We start from the raw sequence: 14,564 nt of genomic DNA, 5'->3' as shown, positions 1-14,564 counted from the left end.
GGGAGCCCGTATCTTCAACTCGCCGGTCCGCACACACCCCCGTATGGTTCGCAGAAGCGTGTTGTTCACGCCCGGCGACCGCCCCGAGATGATGCGCAAGGCGCCACGTGCGGGCGCCGACGTCGTGGTCTTCGACCTCGAAGACGCCGTCGCGCCGCGGCGCAAGGCCGAGGCCCGCGAGGCCGTCCGCGACGTGCTCGCCGACCCCGAATTCGACCCCGACGCCGAGGTCTGCGTGCGCGTCACCGCCGCCGACGCCGCCGCGGAGGACCTCGCGGTCGTCCTCGGCGACGACGACGACGTCCGTCTCGACGCCGTCATGCTGCCGAAAGCCGAGGCCGCGGGCGACGTCGAGCGACTGGCCGCGGCCCTGCGCGAGCGCGGCGCGGCGGTCCCCGTCCTCGCGCTGATCGAGAGCGCCCGCGGGGTGCTCGCGGCCGACGCGATCGCCGCCGTCCCCGCGACGGACGCCCTGATCTTCGGCGCGGAGGACCTCGCGGCGGACGTCGGCGCGACCCGAACGCGGGAGGGGACGGAGGTGCTCTACGCCCGCGAGCGCGTCGTGGTCGCCGCGGCGGCCCACGGCCGTGACGCGATCGACACCGTCTACACCGACTTCGACGACGTCGACGGCCTCCGCGCCGAGACCGCCTTCGCCGTCCAGTTGGGCTACGACGGCAAACTGGCGATCCACCCCGCGCAGGTCGACCCCATCAACGAGGCGTTCACCCCCGACCCCGACGACGTCGAGTGGGCCGAGGCCGTCCTCGAAGCGAAACGCGAGGCCGACGCGGCGGGCCGGGGCGTCTTCGAAGTCGACGGCGAGATGATCGACGCGCCGCTGATCGCCCAGGCCGAGCGGATCGTCGCCCGGGCGAAGGCGGCCGGCGAGCGCGACTGATCGATACCACATTAACCACATTGAAGGATTATAATACGAATTAATAGTTGACTCATGGACGTTATTCGCCACGCTTATCTCCCCGACTCCGAAACACGCGCGTAATGTCCGAGGAAGTAAATCCGTTCGAAAGTCTGCAGTCGCAGATCGACGGGGCGGCTGCGCACATGGACGTCGGCGAGGACGTCCTCGAACGCCTGAAACACCCCGAGCGCGTCCTTGAGACGAACCTCACCGTGGAGATGGACGACGGCTCGCTGGACCGATTCCGGGCGTTCCGCTCGCAGTTCAACGGCGACCGCGGGCCGTACAAGGGTGGTATCCGGTACCACCCCGACGTCACCCGCGACGAGGTGAAGGCGCTGTCGGGCTGGATGGTCTACAAGTGCGCGACCGTCGGCATCCCCTACGGCGGCGGGAAAGGCGGCATCGTCATCGACCCCGACGACTACTCCGAGGCGGAACTGGAGCGGATCACGCGCGCGTTCGCGAAGGAACTCCGGCCGCTCATCGGCGAGGACCGCGACATCCCCGCGCCCGACGTGAACACGGGCCAGCGGGAGATGAACTGGATCAAGGACACCTACGAGACCCTCGAGAACACGACCGCGCCGGGCGTCGTCACCGGCAAGGCGCCCGACTCCGGCGGGAGCGCGGGCCGGGTCGAGGCGACCGGCCGCTCGACCGTCATCGCCGCCCGCGAGGCGTTCGACTACCTCGACACGGACCTGGAGGGCGCGACCGTCGCCGTCCAGGGGTACGGCAACGCCGGCTGGATCGCCGCGAAACTGATCGACGAGATGGGGGCGACCGTCGTCGCCGCCAGCGACTCCTCGGGCGGCATCTACAGCGACGACGGCTTCGACCCCGTCGCGGCCAAGGACCACAAGAACGAGACGGGCAGCGTCGTCGGCTTCGAGGGCGCAGACGAGGAGATCACGAACGAGGAGTTGCTCACTCTCGACGTCGACCTCCTGATCCCCGCCGCGCTGGAGAACGCCATCGACGAGGGAATCGCCGGCGACGTGCGCGCGGACGTGATCTCCGAGGCCGCCAACGGTCCGATCACGCCCGCCGCCGACGAGGTCCTCGCCGGGAAGGACGTCCTCGTGATCCCGGACATCCTCGCGAACGCCGGCGGCGTCACCGTCTCCTACTTCGAGTGGGTGCAGAACCGCCAGCGCTTTTACTGGACCGAAGAGCGCGTCAACGAGGAACTCGAGGCCATCGTCGTCGACGCCTTCGACGCGCTGATCGACACCTACGAGGAACACGGCCTCGACACCCTCCGGACGGCCGCGTACGTCGTCGCGATCCGGCGCGTCGTCGACGCCTTCGAACAGGGCGGAAGCTGGCCCTGACCGGTCGCGCTCGGCCGGCGTTCGCGGCCGACGTCACCAGTGTCGATACGTTTTTGATAGTGCCGGCGGATTTCCGTACTGACGAGGGTTCGATGCTCCGCCAGCGCGTGTCCCGCTACCGCCGCCAGTTCCGCCGCGAACTGACGGCCGCGTTCGAGGCCGAAGAGGCCGCCCGGAGGGTCGCCGCCAGTTTCGCCATCGGGGTCTTCATCACGACCCTGCCCAGCGGCGGCGCCGGCGTCGGCCTGTTCGTCGTGCTGGCCTACTGGTGGTCGTGGGTGAACAAGACGGCGATGTTCGCCTCGCTGCTGGTGTTGAACCCGTTCGTGAAGCCCGCGGTCTACGTCGCGAGCTACCGGGTCGGCGCGGGGCTGCTCGGCACCGACCCGCTGATACAATTCGACTGGCCGTTGCTCGACGCCCTGCTCGCCGTCGTCCAGCGGGTCGTGATCGGGAACGTCCTGCTCGCGCTCGCGCTCGCGGCCGTCGGCTACACCGCCGTCCTCTACCTCGCTCGCTCGTACCGGCGGTCGGACGGCACCGCGACGGCGCGCCTGCCCGGCCCGCTCGCCGAGGGCGAGGACGACGACCGGGTGGGCGACTGACCGGCCGAACTCCGACCCCGAACGTTCACCCGTCTCGCGCCCGACTCAGAGCCCGAGTTCGCGCCCGATGACGAGGTGCTGAATCTCGCTCGTTCCCTCGCCGATCTCCATCAGCTTCGCGTCGCGGTAGAACCGCTGGGGCGCGAAGTCGGTGGTGTAGCCGTAGCCGCCGAGCACCTGGACGGCGTCCTCCGCGACCTCGCGGGCGGCCTCGCTGGCGTCGAGTTTCGCCAGCGCCGACTCCTTCGTGACGGGCTGGCCCTCGTCGTACCGGCGGGCCGCCCGGTAGGTCAGCAGCCGCGCGCGCTCGGTCTTGCGGTACATGTCGACGACCGTGTCGCGGACGGCGTCGAACTCCGAGATCCGTTTGCCGAACTGCTCGCGCTCCGTGCTGTAGCGTCTGGCGTGCTCGTAGGCACCCTGGGCGAGCCCCGTCGAGAGCGCGGCGATCGAGATCCGGCCGCCGTCCAGAGTCTTCATCGTCTGGGTCCAGCCCTCGCCCTCCTCGCCGAGCAGGCGGTCCTCGGGGAGGCGCACGTCGTCCAGCGTGATCTCGCAGGTCGGCGAGGCGTTCAGCCCCATCTTGTCCCAGATCGTCGTCACCTCGAAGCCGTCGTCCTCGCGGGGGTCGACGATGAACGTCGAGATGCCGTCGTAACCCGCGTCGGGGTCCGTGACCGCCTTCACGAGTACCGAACCCGCCTCCGAGGCGTTGGTGATGAACTGCTTCGTCCCGTCGAGCACCCACTCGTCGCCGTCCTTGACGGCGGTCGTGTCCATGTTCGAGGCGTCGGAGCCGCTACCGGGTTCGGTCAGCGCCCAGCCGCCGACGTACTCGCCCTCGGCGAGCGGGCGCAGCCAGCGTTCCTTCTGTTCCGGCGTGCCGAACAGTTCGATGGGCTTCGTCGCCAGCGAGACGTGGGCGGCGTAGGAGAGGCCGACCGAGCCCGACACCCGACCGATCTCCTCGGTGACCAGCGCGTACATGAGCTGGTCGCCGCCGAGGCCGCCGTACTCCTCGGTGATCGGCACGCCCATCATGTCCAGCTCCGCCAGCTGATCGAAAATCTCGTCCGGGAAGCGGTGTTCCTCCTCGATCTCCTGGGCGATGGGCTCGATCTCCGCCTCGCAGAACTCCCGTACGGTGTCCCGGATCATCCGGTGCTCGTCGGGCAGGTCGAAGTCCATACGCGATAGTCGCCGACGGTCGAAATAAACGCACCGAACGATGATGACGGTTTCCCGGACGCGGGCGCGTGGCTACCAGTGCCAGTCGTCCTCGTCGTCCGTCGACGAGCGGTCGTCCCGGTCGCGGGAGTCGTCCCGGCCCGCCGGTTCGTCGCCCGCCCCCGGCGTGTCGCCGCCGTCTTCGGGACCGGCGTCCCAGCCGCGGTCGCCGTCGTCTTCACCGCCGTCGCCGCGGATGGCCGCCCGCTGCTCGGGGACGAGGTCGAGGTCGGGGTTCGTGTCGCCGAGGAGCAACAGCGCGTAGTACCGGAAGTAGGTCTCGATGGGGACGGAGACGAGCAAGACGAGCACGAGGACCACCAGCAGGCCGAGGAGTCCGACCGGCACCGCGAGGAGGAAGCCGACGTCCCCGAGGCCGAAGACGAGCGCGGCCCCGACCACCAGAAACGGGATGGCCGCGACGACGGCGACGAACGCCGCGACGAGGCCGACGCCGATGCCGACGGCGATCCGGAGGACCCAGACCAGCAGCAGGTAGACGACGTACTCCGTCCAGTTCCCCCGGAACGTGGGCCAGAACCGCCGCCACGCCGAGAGGACGCCCCGCTCTTCGAGCAGCATGATCGGCGCGACGAACACCGTCGTGAACCGGCCGACGACCGCGGAGACGAGCGCGACGAGGATGACGACCGGGATCAGCAGGAAGAGCGCGGCGACGAACGTCCCGTCGCCGAACCCGCCGAGCAGGAAGAGCGCGGCGAACGGGCCGAGGACGAGCGCGGCCGTCAGCAGGCCGACGACGACCCGGAAACCGAACAGTCTGAGGCCCTTACCGACGTTCCGGTTCGAGTACCGGCGGAGGTGGACCTCGCCGTTGCGCAGCGACTCGAAGAAGACGAACTCCATGATCGAACCGATCAGCGCGAACACGAGCGCGATGGCGACGACGATGCCGACTATCACGAGAATCGTGGCGAGTATCTCCCCGTCGGTCAGCGTCGGCTCCGGCCCGGGCGCCGGGCCGGGGTCGGTCGGTCCGGTGTCCGGCGACGTTCCGGTCCCGCCGGGAACCGACGGAAAGCCGCCGCTGGCACCGCCGACGAAGAAGACGACGAGCGCGAGCCTGAGCCACATCCCGGCGCGAACCGGAGTCAGGAACTCCCGCGTCGCGTCGATCGCGTCCCCCAGATCGTCTACGGCGTACATGGTTGCCGATAATCTAGACGCAGTGATGAAAAGGGTACCGCTCTCCCGGCCGGTTCGCCGGCTGACCGACCGGCACGACCGACACGTCAGTCGCCGGATCTGTCGGGGCGGTCCGGGACGCATTTATTCCGGGGAATCCTTGTTCGGGTATGGACATCCGCCAGTTCGCTCGGGGGACCGTCGAGTGGCCCCGGATCGAGCGTGTCGTCCGGACGCTGGCGGATCGGTACGGCCGCGAGGAGGTGCGCGTCGAGTTCCTCGAGGCGGACAACTGGCTGTCGACGCCCTGCGTCGTCGACGAGGAGTGGTTCGTCAAGATCGTCTCCCGGCAGAACGCCCTCGTCCACGCCCTGCTGACGACCGGGCGCAACGTCGGCGCCTTCTCCTCGGGAACCGAGGGCTTCTTCGACCGGTTCGCGACGCCCCGCGAGATGGTCGAACACGAGTACGAGGCCACGCGGCGGATGCGCGAAATCGGCGTGAACGCCCCGCGACCGATCGAGGCGTTCGAGGTCAACGGGCTGGGCGTGCTCGTCCTCGAGTACCTCCCGGCGTTCCGGACGTTCGACGACCTCGCCGACCGGGAGGTGCGAGCGCGCGCCCCCGATCTGTTCGAGATGCTCGCGACGATGCACGCCCACGGCCTCGCCCACGGCGACCTGCGCGCGGAGAACATCCTCGTCTGCGACGGCGAACTGTACGTCATCGACGCCACCAGCGTCCACGAGGACCGCGTCGACGAGACGACCGCCTACGACCTCGCGTGCGCGCTGGCCGTCCTCGAACCGCGGATCGGCGCCCGGGAGGCCGTCGGCGCCGCCGCGGCGGTCTACGACCCCGAGACGCTGCTGTCCGCGCGGACGTTCCTCGACTTCGTCAGGCTCCGCCCGGACCACGAGTTCGACTCGACGCAACTGCGAAGCGAGGTCGAGAAGGCCGCCGACCTGAGCGGCGGCTGAGGCGGGGAGCGGCGTCCGTAACCGAGTAGCAGGGTTTTTTACACCGGTCGGTGAAAGTATTGCCGACTATGAGCCACCAAGCCACGGAACAGGTGTACGGCCACTACGTCGGCGGGGAGTGGATCGACGGTGACGGCAGCGACACGTTCGAAAGCGTAAACCCCGCGACCGGCGAGGAACTCGCACGCTTCCGACGTGCCACCGAGGCCGACGTCGACGCCGCTCTCGAAGCGGCCGCGGAGGCGTTCGACGAGTGGCGCTCGCTCTCGTACATCGATCGGGCGGAGTACCTCTGGGACATCTACCACGAACTGCGCGAGCGACACGAGGAACTGGGCGAGATCGTCACCAAGGAGTGTGGCAAGGAGATCAGCGAGGGGAAAGCCGACGTCACCGAGGCCTGGCACATGGTCGAGTGGGCCGCGGGCAACGCCCGCCACCCCCACGGCGACGTGGTCCCCTCCGAGATCCCGAACAAGGACGCCTACATGCGGCGCAAACCGCGGGGCGTCGTCGGCTGTATCACGCCGTGGAACTTCCCGGTCGCCATCCCGTTCTGGCACATGGCCATCGCCCTCGTCGAGGGCAACGTCGTCGTCTGGAAGCCGGCCGAGCAGACGCCGTGGTGCGGCCAGATCATCGCCGAGATGATGGACGACGCCGGCGTCCCCGAGGGCGTGTTCAACATGGTTCAGGGCTTTGGCGACGCCGGCGCCGCCATCGTCGACGACTCCCGCGTCGACACCGTGTTGTTCACCGGCTCCGCCGAGGTCGGCCACGAGATTTCGGGCAAGGTCGGCGGCGAACCCGGCAAACTCGCCGCCTGCGAGATGGGCGGCAAGAACGGCATCGTCGTCACCGAGGAGGCGGACCTCGACATCGCCGTCCACTCGGCGGTCATGTCCTCGTTCAAGACGACCGGCCAGCGCTGTGTCTCCAGCGAGCGGCTGATCGTCCACGAGGACGTCTACGACGAGTTCAAGGAACGGTTCGTCGAGGTCGCCGAAAGCGTCGCCGTCGGCGACCCGCTCGACGAGGACACGTTCATGGGGCCGGCCATCGAGGCCGACCACGTCGAGAAGATCCGCCGGCACAACGAACTCGCCGAGAAGGAAGGCGCCGAGGTGCTGGTCGACCGCTTCGAACTCGACGACGACGAGGTCCCCGAGGGCCACGAGGACGGCCACTGGGTCGGCCCGTTCGTCTACGAGATCGACTACGACCCCGAACTGCGCTGCCTGAAAGAGGAGTGTTTCGGCCCCCACGTCGCGCTGGTGAAGTACTCCGGTGACGTCGAGGAGGCCGTCGAGATCCACAACGACACGCCTTACGGGCTCGCTGGCGCGGTCATCTCCGAGGACTACCGCCAGATCAACTACTACCGCGACCGCGCCGACGTCGGCCTCGCGTACGCGAACCTGCCGTGTATCGGCGCGGAGGTCCAGTTGCCCTTCGGCGGCGTCAAGAAGTCCGGCAACGGCTACCCCTCGGCCCGCGAGGCCATCGAGGCCGTCACCGAGCGCACCGCGTGGACGATGAACAACTCGAAGGAGATCGAGATGGCCCAGGGGCTGTCCGCGGACATCAAGACTCAGGACGACTGATCCCCGGCCGGACTTTCCTTCTCGACTCGTCGCTCGCCGTTCGAGGACGAAAGCGGAGCCGGAAGTGACGAAAGGCGAGACGAGGCGTGCGGCGGGTGCTCGTCCCCGGGAACGAGCGGCGACGGGCCGGAGCGACGCGCAGTGCCGGTCTCGACGTGAAAAGCGCCATCGACCGGCAACGGACCATTAGTCGGCTCGGGTAAAAAGGCCCCGGTCGGCGTCCGACGGCCGTCCGACGGATGTCCGGTCCAGCGTTACAGCCGACGGTCGCGCAACGCGGGAAACTCCTCGCGGACGTCGGCGACGGTCCCGGGATCGACCTCGGCCGTGACGAGCGCCGGGTCGTCGCCGCTCGCGGCCAGCGTCACGCCCCACGGGTCGTGGACGGTCGAGCGCCCCAGCAGCGTCGCGTCCTCGAACTCGCCGGAGCCGTTTACCGTCGCGACGTAACACTGGTTCTCGATGGCCCGCGCCCGCGAGAGCGTCTCCCAGTGTTCGAGGCGGGGGTAGGGCCACGCACTCGGCACGAGGATCAACTCGGCGCCGGCGTCGATCAGTCGCCGGTAGAGCGCGGGGAATCGGAGGTCGTAACAGGTCGTCACGCCGACGGTGAGCCCGCAGACGTCGGCGGTCTCGACGCGCTCGCCCGGGACGAGCAGGTCGTTCTCGGCGGAGTCGTAGCCGAAGAGGTGGTGTTTGCGGTAGACCAGCCGCAGGTCGCCGTTCGCGTCGAACAGCGTCGCCGCGTTGGCGTACCCCTCCTCGGCCGGCGTCTCGACGGACTCGGTGGCCGCGAGGTCCTCGACGACGCTGCCCGCGAGGACGGCGACCCCGTGTTCGGCGGCGGCCTCGCGCAGGCGCGTGGTCGACTTCCCTTCGAGCGGTTCCGCGAGCCGCTCGTACAGGTCGAACGCGAAGTAGCCGACGTTGAACAGTTCGGGCAACGCGACGAGGTCGGCCCCGCGGTCGGCGGCGGCCGCGACGGCGTCGACGGCGCGGTCGACGTTGTCGTCGACGTCGCCGGCCTCGACGTGGATCTGCGCGAGCGCGACGGTCGCGGTCACGACAGATCCCTCACGAGCGCCCGGCGCAGGTTCTCCAGTTCCTCGTCGAGGTTGTGCCGGAAGAACGTCTCGACGCCCGGGACCTTCCCGTCGACGACGAACCGGTTCTTCAGGCGACAGCCGTCCGCGGTCTCGACGATCTCGTGTTCGCCCCGTACGGTCATCACCCGCGAGCGGCCGACGAACTCGACGTACTCCGGCGGGCGCCGCTCGACGTCCTCGGTCTCGACGGTGACCGTCCGCCTGACGAACGGGATCGGCAACTCGACGTGCCACGTCGCCGCCCGGCCGTCCGGATCGTCGGCGGTGTAGTCGGCGACGACGCTGATCGATCGTGCGCGCTTCTCGGGATCGGAGATGAACGCCCAGACCCGATCCGGCGGGGCCGCCAGTTCGAACGAACGCTCGACCCGCACGGTCATGCCCCTACCTCGGTGGCTCTCGCGTAAAAAGACGGTGAAAGGCCCGCCGCTCAACTGATCGTGACTCTCCACGTCGTCGAGCGCGCCCGGCCCCACTTCTCGATGTCCACGTCGTCCGATTTCTCCGCGAGGTGTGGGAGGCGCGCGCCGACCTGCTTCGAAGAGAGACCGATCGCCTCGGCGATGTTCTTCGCCCGGAAGTACTGCTCACCCCGGGCTGCGCTCTCGCGGAGGTACGAGAGAATCCGCTGCTCTTCGTCGGAGTAGTCGGTCATCGTTCCGTACAGAACGTACGGTCGCCGTCGCCTTAACTGTTAACGGCCGGTTGGGCCGCGAAATCAGTCCCAGTAGGCGTGGGCGGCGACGACCGCGAGCGAACCGAACACGACCGCGGCCGCGAACCCCCAGGCCGCGAGCACCGTCGGGGCGCCGGCGAACATCGCGAGCGCGCCGAGGGCGGCCAGCACGGCGAACGCGAGCGTCAGCCCCGGTCCCTTGTCCGTCGTCGTCTCCGTGATTCCTGCCATGTCGCGGCGTTGGGAGGCCGGTCCCTTAACTGCACCCATTCCGGGGAACGGTCGGGAGGCTCAAGGCGGCCCCTCGCGACCGTCACCGGACGACGATGACCGACGACAGACGGGGGTCGTCCGGCGCGCTCCGGATCGCCGGCGTCCTCCTGCTCGCGACGCTCGTCGTGACGCTCGTCGCCCTCGCGGTCGCGTACGCCGCCGGGGTCGTCGGCGTCCCGTCGATCGAGGCCGTCGACGCCGAGTTCGGCGACGTAAACGAGACCCACACCGAGGTCCACACCGCCGTCGCGGTGGAGAACCCGAATCCGGTCGGCGCGGACGTCTCCGTGCGCTACGCCGTCGCGATGAACGACGTCGAGGTGGCAGCCGGCGAGGACGACGTCGCCCTCCCGGCCGGCCGGTCGACCGAGCACGTCACGGTTCCGCTGCGCAACGACCGCATTCCGGAGTGGTGGGCGACCCACGTCGAGAACGGCGAGGAGACCGAGGTGACGATCGACGCGACGATCGAGAGCGACGCGCTCGGCCTGTCGACGAGTCACACCGAGGCGCGAACCGTCGAGACGGACGTCCTCGCGACGCTCGAATCGACGGAGACGCGGCCGGTGAACGCGGACCAGCCCGGCATCGACGACCCCGTCCTCTACGTGAACCGCACGGAGGCCGAGTGGGGCGACGTCGACGCCGAGGGGACGGAACTCGAACTGCGGGCCGACGTCTACAACCCGCAGCCGTTCGACGTGCCGGTGACGGAACTGGGGTACGAGGCGGACCTGAACGGCGTCGTCGTCGGCGAGGGGACGACCGGCGACGAGTACCGGCTCCGTGCCGGCGAGGTCACGACCGTCGAGGCGACGACCCGGATCGAGAACGAGCGCCTCGACGAGTGGTGGGTCACCCACGTCGAGAACGACGAGGTCTCGACGCTCCGGGTCAGTTTCGAGGCCCGGGTTCCACTCGGCGGAGTGACGATCACCGTGCCGCTGGACGCGCTCGCACAGGAGGGGACCGTCGAGACGGACGTCTTCGGCGAGGGGGTCGGGAACGACAGCACTTTTGACCCCCGACTCCGTACGACCGTCCATGCAACGGAGCGAACCGTCTCCTGATCGCGTTCTTCTCGAGCAGTGACGACCGGGCCGACGGCCCCACGGTCGAGACCGATCCCGACGGCACCATCCGACTGACGATCGACGGCGCCGAACGCGAACTGTCCCGCGGCGACGCCGTCGCCCTCCAGGACGCCATCGACGCCGCCCTGACCGACCGCCGCGAGTTCCTGCACACCGCCGGCACCCACCGCGAGGACGGCTCCTACGTCGTCTCCCGGCGCGGCGCCGACTCGGCGGGCAACGCCAAGGTGTTCGAGTCGTTCGCGGCCGCCCGACGGCTGTTCGACCGCCTCCCCGACCGCTTCGGCGCGGAGGAAGTCTGCCGGACCGGCATCACCGGGTCGCGGCGCCACCTGATCGTCCGCCACTTCGCCGAACACCCGGCGTTCGACTGTCGGCTGGCGAGTCGCAGTCCGCTGACCGTCGAGAAAGGCGAGGAGTAGCCGGGGCGGCGATCACTTGATCGTCGTGTGCTCGGACTCCTCGTTGAGCGCGAGGTTGGCGGCGATCTCGGCGTTTCGCATGGCAAACTGGGCGGTCTGCTGGAGGCTGACGAGCACCTCGCGCACCTGCAGCAGGTCCTCGTTTTGCATCTCCGGGAGGTCGGCGAGGATCTCGCGCTCGCGGTCGGAGACCTCGTGGAACCGCTTGCGGACCTCGATCGTCTTGTCGTAGTCGCGTTCGACCGCCGACTCGACGGCCAGCGACGTGATCTCGTCGACCTGCTCGGTGAACTCGCGGATCTCGCGGGTGACGCTGCTGTCGACGTTGAGGGTGTGGCCGTCGGCCTCCATCACGATGTCCGCGACGTCCTCGGCGTTGTCGGCCGTCAGTTCGAGGTTCTTCGCGATCGAGCGGTAGCCGATCAGCGGGAAGCCCGAGTCGAGGCCGACCGCCCGCGCGAGGTTGGGGTTCTGGTAGGCGGTGAAGATCAGCCGCAACAGGAGGACGAATATCTTGTTCGCCTGACGCTCGCGGTTGAGCGCCCGCTGGGCGAGGTCGGGGTTGCCGTGGGCGAGCGCCTTGACGGCCTCGCCGCGCATCGTCCGGCCCGTCCGCTCCAGCCGTTCGAGGAGGTTGTCGAGCGTGAAGTCCTCGGGGTCGACCGAACAGCGAATGGAGATGCTCTCGGGGGTCTCCTCGATGACGCCCAGACCCATCAACTGGGTCTCGGCACGGTAGACGGCGTTGATGTGCGCCGAGTCGAGGGCGCCGTCGTCGCACTCGACGCGGATGACGCGCCGGCCGAGGACGTACTGGGCGACGATGGCGCGCTCGACGGCGTCGGCGTCGAGGTCGTCCGCGCGGATGATCGCCTCGGTCTCCTCCGAACTCGCCGACTCGGGCATCACCGTCAGCGTTCCCTTCCCCCCCATCCGGAGGGTAACCTCGTCGCCCTTCTCGACGCCGTGTTCCGACGCCCACTCCGCGGGGAGGGTCATCGCCAGCGTCGACGGCCCCAGTCGCTGCACTTTCCGCGTCTCCATGGACCGCCGTACGTCGCTCTCGACCTTAATCCTGACTATATGCTCATTATACACGCGGCGCGTCGTAATATGTCTAGAGACGCATCAGACGACCTTCACGAGCCGCGTCGTGAACCGTCCCGTCCGCACGTGCATCCAGCCGCGCAATCGCTCGTCGAGGTCCGCGTCGTCCGTGTCGACGCGCAACGCGCCGATCCCGTCGAGTTTCTGCCCCGAGGCGACGACCTCGACGTCCGCGGCCCGCCGGATCACGTCCGGGGAGATCTGGTGGTTGCCCCGGCCGAAGACGAACCCCTGGCCGCCGATGGGCGAGACGACGATCACCGCAGGGTCTCTCACGACCGATAGAATCTCCTCCTCGGAGGCGTCGCGGGCGAGCACCTCGCCGTCGCGCCAGACGTCGACGCCCAGCGGCGAGGGGTCGATCCCCAACTCCGCCTCGATCGCGCCGACGGTGCTCCCCGGGCCGAAGACGTACGTCGTCTCCGGGTCGACGTCGCGGGCGAACCCTTCGGCGAGCGTGTCGACGCTGCCGCTGGACAGCTGTTTGCCCGACTGGACGTCGCTCGCGACCGGGACGGGGACGACGGCCCGCAGTTCGGCGCGGACCTCGCCCTCGCGGTAGGCCTCCTCGTCGATGTCGTTGACCTCGCGGGACTCGACGCGGTCGAACTCGGCGGCGATCCGGCCGGCGTCGGCGGGGGTGACCCCGAAGACCGACGAGTAGATCTTGACTCCCGCCGGAACGCCGAGCATCGGCGTCTCGCCCTCGCTCTCCTCGAGGACCTCGGCGACGTCGACGGCCGTCCCGTCGCCGCCGACGAACAACACGAGGTCGACGCCGCGGTCGAGGAACTCGCGGACGGCCGCCCTCGTGTCCGCCGCGGTCGTCTCGCCGACGGCCGCGTCGCCGGGGTCGGAGACGACCGTCGGCTCGTAGCCCGCCTCGCGGGCCGCGGCCGCGCCCATCTCGCCGGCAGCCGTGTAGACCGCCACCTCCGGCGCCCGGCGGTGCAACGCGCCGAGCGCCTCCCGCGCGCGGTCGGGTGCCCGCGGTTCGGCCCCGCGGCGGCGCGCCTCCTCGAACACCCCGTCGGTCCCCTTCAGGCCAACCCGGCCCCCCATCCCGGCGATCGGGTTGACGACGACGCCGATCGACTCCATGTCCGCCCGTTGGGGCGGCGGTGCAAAAGCCGTGTGGCTTCGGCCGGAGTTCGCCACGACTTCTGAAACGTTAAGAGGGGCGGGTACGGAGCCTCGAACATGAGCGAACTCGCGTACGTCGTGCTCGCGTCGGAGCCGGCGCTCCCGACCGGTACTGGCTGGGTGGTCCTGATCGTGAGCCTGCTGATCACCGTCGCCTGGCTGCTGTACCTCTACCGCTGAGCCGGCGCGTCGACCCGTTCCCTGAGCCACGCGGCGGCCGCCTCGGTCGTCGCCTCGTCGTCGCTCTCGATCGAGACGCGGACGAACTCCCCGGGGTAGCTGCCGACGCGCACGTCGAAGCGCTCGCGCAGTTCCGCGATCCGCGCGAGCAGCGCGCTCTCCGGTTCGTCGGCGACGACCTCCTCGCGGTAGGTCCGCGTCCCCGCGAACTCGTCGGCGATCGACTCGAACATCGCCCGCATCTCCGTCGGGACGCCCGGGAGGACGTAGACGCCGTCGAGGGCGGCGCCCGGTGCCACCCCGACCTCGTTGTGCAGCGCCCGCGCGCCCCGCGGGAGGTCCGCGGTCCCCTCGGTCAGGTCCTCGCGGGCGTAGCCGCCTTCCTCTTCGAGCCACTCCAGAGCCCCCTCGTGGCGTTCGAGCGAGCGACCGAGCGCGGCCGCGACGCCGTCCATGGTGACGTCGTCGTGGGTCGGGCCGACGCCCCCGGTGACGACCACCGCGTCGTACTCCGCGCGGTACTCGTTGACGACGCGGGCGATGTCGGCGACCCGGTCGGGCACCGTCGTCACGCGCTCGACGCCCACGCCGCGCTCGGCCAGTCGCTCGCAGAGCCACGTGGCGTTCGTGTTCGTCGTCCGCCCGGCGAGCAGTTCGTCCCCGACTGTCACGACCGCTACGTCCATACCCCCCGTTCGGACCGACGCCCCAAATGCGTCTCGTCGTCGCTGCCCGACAG

The 14,564-nt window shown here is 69.5% G+C and carries 17 protein-coding genes; 8 read left to right on the top strand and 9 right to left on the bottom strand.

Annotation, left to right across the window (positions count from 1 at the left end):
* Positions 1–43: 43 nt before the first annotated feature.
* The 3 genes from NKG98_RS18615 (at position 44) to NKG98_RS18605 (ending at position 2,867) form a co-directional block, all read left to right on the top strand.
* Entirely contained in the window at positions 44–901 is an 858-nt protein-coding gene (locus NKG98_RS18615) for an HpcH/HpaI aldolase/citrate lyase family protein (protein ID WP_254767624.1), read from the top strand.
* Between the two features lie 104 nt (positions 902–1,005).
* Positions 1,006–2,262 (top strand): Glu/Leu/Phe/Val family dehydrogenase, encoded by a 1,257-nt coding sequence (locus NKG98_RS18610; protein ID WP_254767623.1) that lies wholly within the window; start codon positions 1,006–1,008, stop codon positions 2,260–2,262.
* Between the two features lie 92 nt (positions 2,263–2,354).
* On the top strand, positions 2,355–2,867 hold the full coding sequence (locus NKG98_RS18605) for a DUF2062 domain-containing protein (RefSeq protein ID WP_254767622.1): 513 nt from the start codon (positions 2,355–2,357) through the stop codon (positions 2,865–2,867).
* 45 nt (positions 2,868–2,912) lie between these two features.
* On the opposite strand, the gene NKG98_RS18600 is transcribed toward NKG98_RS18605, so the two are convergent.
* Both NKG98_RS18600 and NKG98_RS18595 read right to left on the bottom strand, forming a co-directional pair.
* Entirely contained in the window at positions 2,913–4,055 is a 1,143-nt protein-coding gene (locus tag NKG98_RS18600; RefSeq protein ID WP_254767621.1) for an acyl-CoA dehydrogenase family protein, read from the bottom strand.
* Positions 4,056–4,127: 72 nt separating this feature from the next.
* Complete coding sequence (locus tag NKG98_RS18595; protein ID WP_254767620.1) at positions 4,128–5,261, bottom strand: DUF7544 domain-containing protein; 1,134 nt, start codon at positions 5,259–5,261, stop codon at positions 4,128–4,130.
* A gap of 149 nt (positions 5,262–5,410) precedes the next feature.
* Here NKG98_RS18595 and NKG98_RS18590 point away from each other — a divergent pair, with 149 nt between their 5' ends.
* Together NKG98_RS18590 and NKG98_RS18585 are read left to right on the top strand one after the other, a co-directional pair.
* Complete coding sequence (locus tag NKG98_RS18590) at positions 5,411–6,220, top strand: RIO1 family regulatory kinase/ATPase domain-containing protein (protein ID WP_254767619.1); 810 nt, start codon at positions 5,411–5,413, stop codon at positions 6,218–6,220.
* A gap of 68 nt (positions 6,221–6,288) precedes the next feature.
* Positions 6,289–7,824 carry an aldehyde dehydrogenase family protein gene (locus tag NKG98_RS18585; protein WP_254767618.1) on the top strand — a complete coding sequence of 512 codons (1,536 nt, stop codon included), beginning with the start codon at positions 6,289–6,291 and terminating at the stop codon, positions 7,822–7,824.
* 254 nt (positions 7,825–8,078) lie between these two features.
* Here the strand turns inward: NKG98_RS18585 and NKG98_RS18580 are convergent, their stop codons facing one another.
* The 4 genes from NKG98_RS18580 to NKG98_RS18565 all read right to left on the bottom strand — a co-directional run bounded on the left by NKG98_RS18580 (position 8,079) and on the right by NKG98_RS18565 (position 9,837).
* Positions 8,079–8,888 (bottom strand): nitrilase-related carbon-nitrogen hydrolase, encoded by an 810-nt coding sequence (locus NKG98_RS18580; RefSeq protein ID WP_254767617.1) that lies wholly within the window; start codon positions 8,886–8,888, stop codon positions 8,079–8,081.
* Complete coding sequence (locus NKG98_RS18575) at positions 8,885–9,310, bottom strand: SRPBCC family protein (protein WP_254767616.1); 426 nt, start codon at positions 9,308–9,310, stop codon at positions 8,885–8,887. Before NKG98_RS18575 ends, NKG98_RS18580 begins: the two co-directional genes overlap by 4 nt.
* A gap of 50 nt (positions 9,311–9,360) precedes the next feature.
* Positions 9,361–9,585, bottom strand: a complete 225-nt coding sequence (locus NKG98_RS18570; protein WP_254767615.1) for a DUF7123 family protein — start codon at positions 9,583–9,585, stop codon at positions 9,361–9,363.
* Positions 9,586–9,648: 63 nt separating this feature from the next.
* Positions 9,649–9,837: a DUF7525 family protein gene (locus NKG98_RS18565; protein ID WP_254767614.1), complete on the bottom strand. Its 189-nt coding sequence runs from the start codon at positions 9,835–9,837 to the stop codon at positions 9,649–9,651.
* Positions 9,838–9,932: 95 nt separating this feature from the next.
* On the opposite strand from NKG98_RS18565, the gene NKG98_RS18560 reads away from it, so the two are divergent.
* Both NKG98_RS18560 and NKG98_RS19155 read left to right on the top strand, forming a co-directional pair.
* On the top strand, positions 9,933–10,949 hold the full coding sequence (locus NKG98_RS18560; protein WP_254767613.1) for an LEA/WHy family protein: 1,017 nt from the start codon (positions 9,933–9,935) through the stop codon (positions 10,947–10,949).
* Positions 10,950–11,050: 101 nt separating this feature from the next.
* Complete coding sequence (locus tag NKG98_RS19155) at positions 11,051–11,395, top strand: DUF7528 family protein (protein ID WP_425504419.1); 345 nt, start codon at positions 11,051–11,053, stop codon at positions 11,393–11,395.
* 12 nt (positions 11,396–11,407) lie between these two features.
* Here the strand turns inward: NKG98_RS19155 and NKG98_RS18550 are convergent, their stop codons facing one another.
* Together NKG98_RS18550 and NKG98_RS18545 are read right to left on the bottom strand one after the other, a co-directional pair.
* Entirely contained in the window at positions 11,408–12,439 is a 1,032-nt protein-coding gene (locus NKG98_RS18550; protein ID WP_254767611.1) for a phosphate signaling complex PhoU family protein, read from the bottom strand.
* An 84-nt stretch (positions 12,440–12,523) separates the two neighbouring features.
* A complete protein-coding gene (locus NKG98_RS18545; RefSeq protein WP_254767610.1) occupies positions 12,524–13,603 on the bottom strand; it encodes an ATP-NAD kinase family protein in 1,080 nt (359 codons plus the stop codon).
* A 99-nt stretch (positions 13,604–13,702) separates the two neighbouring features.
* Here NKG98_RS18545 and NKG98_RS19040 point away from each other — a divergent pair, with 99 nt between their 5' ends.
* Positions 13,703–13,825: a hypothetical protein gene (locus NKG98_RS19040; RefSeq protein ID WP_256558443.1), complete on the top strand. Its 123-nt coding sequence runs from the start codon at positions 13,703–13,705 to the stop codon at positions 13,823–13,825.
* Here the strand turns inward: NKG98_RS19040 and NKG98_RS18540 are convergent.
* Positions 13,816–14,511 carry a competence/damage-inducible protein A gene (locus NKG98_RS18540; protein ID WP_254767609.1) on the bottom strand — a complete coding sequence of 232 codons (696 nt, stop codon included), beginning with the start codon at positions 14,509–14,511 and terminating at the stop codon, positions 13,816–13,818. The genes NKG98_RS19040 and NKG98_RS18540 overlap by 10 nt on opposite strands.
* Positions 14,512–14,564: the final 53 nt, after the last annotated feature.

Origin of the sequence: Salinilacihabitans rarus (assembly GCF_024296665.1) — an archaeon.
In the GTDB taxonomy this organism is placed as follows: Archaea; Halobacteriota; Halobacteria; order Halobacteriales; family Natrialbaceae; genus Salinilacihabitans; species Salinilacihabitans rarus.
This window is presented reverse-complemented; position numbering and strand designations above follow the sequence as displayed.

What these genes read in the sequence shown, in the direction of transcription:
- NKG98_RS18615 (WP_254767624.1), top strand. Translation starts at nt 44, where the DNA reads ATGGTTCGCAGAAGCGTGTTGTTCACGCCCGGCGACCGCCCCGAGATG.
- NKG98_RS18610 (WP_254767623.1), top strand. Translation starts at nt 1,006, where the DNA reads ATGTCCGAGGAAGTAAATCCGTTCGAAAGTCTGCAGTCGCAGATCGAC.
- NKG98_RS18605 (WP_254767622.1), top strand. Translation starts at nt 2,355, where the DNA reads ATGCTCCGCCAGCGCGTGTCCCGCTACCGCCGCCAGTTCCGCCGCGAA.
- NKG98_RS18600 (WP_254767621.1), bottom strand. Translation starts at nt 4,055, where the DNA reads ATGGACTTCGACCTGCCCGACGAGCACCGGATGATCCGGGACACCGTA.
- NKG98_RS18595 (WP_254767620.1), bottom strand. Translation starts at nt 5,261, where the DNA reads ATGTACGCCGTAGACGATCTGGGGGACGCGATCGACGCGACGCGGGAG.
- NKG98_RS18590 (WP_254767619.1), top strand. Translation starts at nt 5,411, where the DNA reads ATGGACATCCGCCAGTTCGCTCGGGGGACCGTCGAGTGGCCCCGGATC.
- NKG98_RS18585 (WP_254767618.1), top strand. Translation starts at nt 6,289, where the DNA reads ATGAGCCACCAAGCCACGGAACAGGTGTACGGCCACTACGTCGGCGGG.
- NKG98_RS18575 (WP_254767616.1), bottom strand. Translation starts at nt 9,310, where the DNA reads ATGACCGTGCGGGTCGAGCGTTCGTTCGAACTGGCGGCCCCGCCGGAT.
- NKG98_RS18570 (WP_254767615.1), bottom strand. Translation starts at nt 9,585, where the DNA reads ATGACCGACTACTCCGACGAAGAGCAGCGGATTCTCTCGTACCTCCGC.
- NKG98_RS18565 (WP_254767614.1), bottom strand. Translation starts at nt 9,837, where the DNA reads ATGGCAGGAATCACGGAGACGACGACGGACAAGGGACCGGGGCTGACG.
- NKG98_RS18560 (WP_254767613.1), top strand. Translation starts at nt 9,933, where the DNA reads ATGACCGACGACAGACGGGGGTCGTCCGGCGCGCTCCGGATCGCCGGC.
- NKG98_RS18550 (WP_254767611.1), bottom strand. Translation starts at nt 12,439, where the DNA reads ATGGAGACGCGGAAAGTGCAGCGACTGGGGCCGTCGACGCTGGCGATG.
- NKG98_RS18545 (WP_254767610.1), bottom strand. Translation starts at nt 13,603, where the DNA reads ATGGAGTCGATCGGCGTCGTCGTCAACCCGATCGCCGGGATGGGGGGC.
- NKG98_RS19040 (WP_256558443.1), top strand. Translation starts at nt 13,703, where the DNA reads ATGAGCGAACTCGCGTACGTCGTGCTCGCGTCGGAGCCGGCGCTCCCG.
- NKG98_RS18540 (WP_254767609.1), bottom strand. Translation starts at nt 14,511, where the DNA reads ATGGACGTAGCGGTCGTGACAGTCGGGGACGAACTGCTCGCCGGGCGG.